At 70.9% G+C, this 1,297-nt stretch carries 1 pseudogene; it reads right to left on the bottom strand.

The features are described 5' to 3' along the window. Positions 1–1,297, bottom strand: a pseudogene (locus tag HUK84_RS18750) (insulinase family protein); the annotation flags it as partial.

Here is a 1,297-nt window from a genome sequence, read left to right as displayed (position 1 = left end):
AGGTCCGTCCGACCACCGCGCGCGCCTGCTCGGGCGTCACGTCGCCGGCCACCACGATCGTGGTCAGGTCGGGGCGATAGGCCGCCTGGTAGAAACCCCGCACATCGGCCAGGCGCAGCCCCATGACATGGCGCGGGTCGGGCTGGCGCAGGCTCGGGTCGTCCGCGGGCGACACCGCCAGCTTCACCGCCCGGCCGAACAGGTAATCCGGCGTCTGCAACAGCCCGGCATAGGATTGCGCGGTCTGCATCCGCACCACCTGGAAGGCCCGCTCGGGAAAGGCCGGATGCAGCTCGTTATCCGCCAGCAACTGCATGCCGCGTTCGAAATCCGGGCTCAGCACCGCCAGGCTGAAGCCGGGGCCGGCGCTTTCGGTCGCCGCGATATCGTCCAGCGCCTTCTGGAAGGCCAGCCGGTCCAGCGATTGCGTGCCATAGCCGAACAGGTCGTCGGTAATCGCCGCCACCCCCTTCTGGCCTTTCGGCTCCTGCATGTCGGCATCCTGCCGCACCTGGCCATAAACCTGCACCGTGTGGCTGACATGCGCCGGATGGACGATCAGCCGCAGCCCGTTGGGATAGGTGAACACGCTGGGTACGCCCACCGGCGGCGGCAGGGTCAGCGTCGCCAGCGCCGCATGCGCCCAGTCCGGCAACGTCACCGGATGGTCGGGAACGGCGGCGAAGGATTCCGATCCGCCGAAACCCTTGCCGGCGATCGGCTTGCCCGAATCCTCGGGGGTCAGCAGGGCGGTGACGGCACGGTCGGGGTCCAGGATCCGCCGCGCAAGGCGGTCGACGTCGTCCACCGTCACGCGCCGCAGCGCCGCCCCCAGCGCGTCGGGCGACTCCAGCCCCATCACCGCCAGCGCCTCGGACCAGGTCTCGGCCAGACCGCTGATGCTGTTGGCCGAGAAGCCCAGTTGCGCCAGTTCCTTGCGCCGCGCGGCCTCGACCAGTTCGGGCGGGACGCCCTTCCGGCGGATCTCGGCCAGGATCGCGTTCACCTCGGCCAGCAGCGGGGCGGGGTCCGTCGCCTTCGGATAGGCCGCGACCGCGATCCCCATCCCGGCCTCCGCCTTCGGCGCATATTCGAACCCGGCAAACAGCGCCTTGCCCGCCGGCACCAGGCCGTACAGCGCGCCGCGCTGGCTGCTCAGCACGTCGGACAGGATCTGCGCCGCGGCATAATCGGCGGCGGTCGCGCCGGGCATGCGCCACGCCACGGTCAGCAGCCCCACCGGATAATCGGTCGGGAAATGCAGGGTCTGCGCCGTCACCGGCCCGGGCCGCACCGG

This window comes from Nguyenibacter vanlangensis, from assembly GCF_013376155.1.
In the GTDB taxonomy this organism is placed as follows: domain Bacteria; phylum Pseudomonadota; class Alphaproteobacteria; order Acetobacterales; family Acetobacteraceae; genus Gluconacetobacter; species Gluconacetobacter vanlangensis.
Note: the sequence above shows the minus strand (reverse complement) of the source record. Positions and strands in the feature narration are given on the sequence as shown.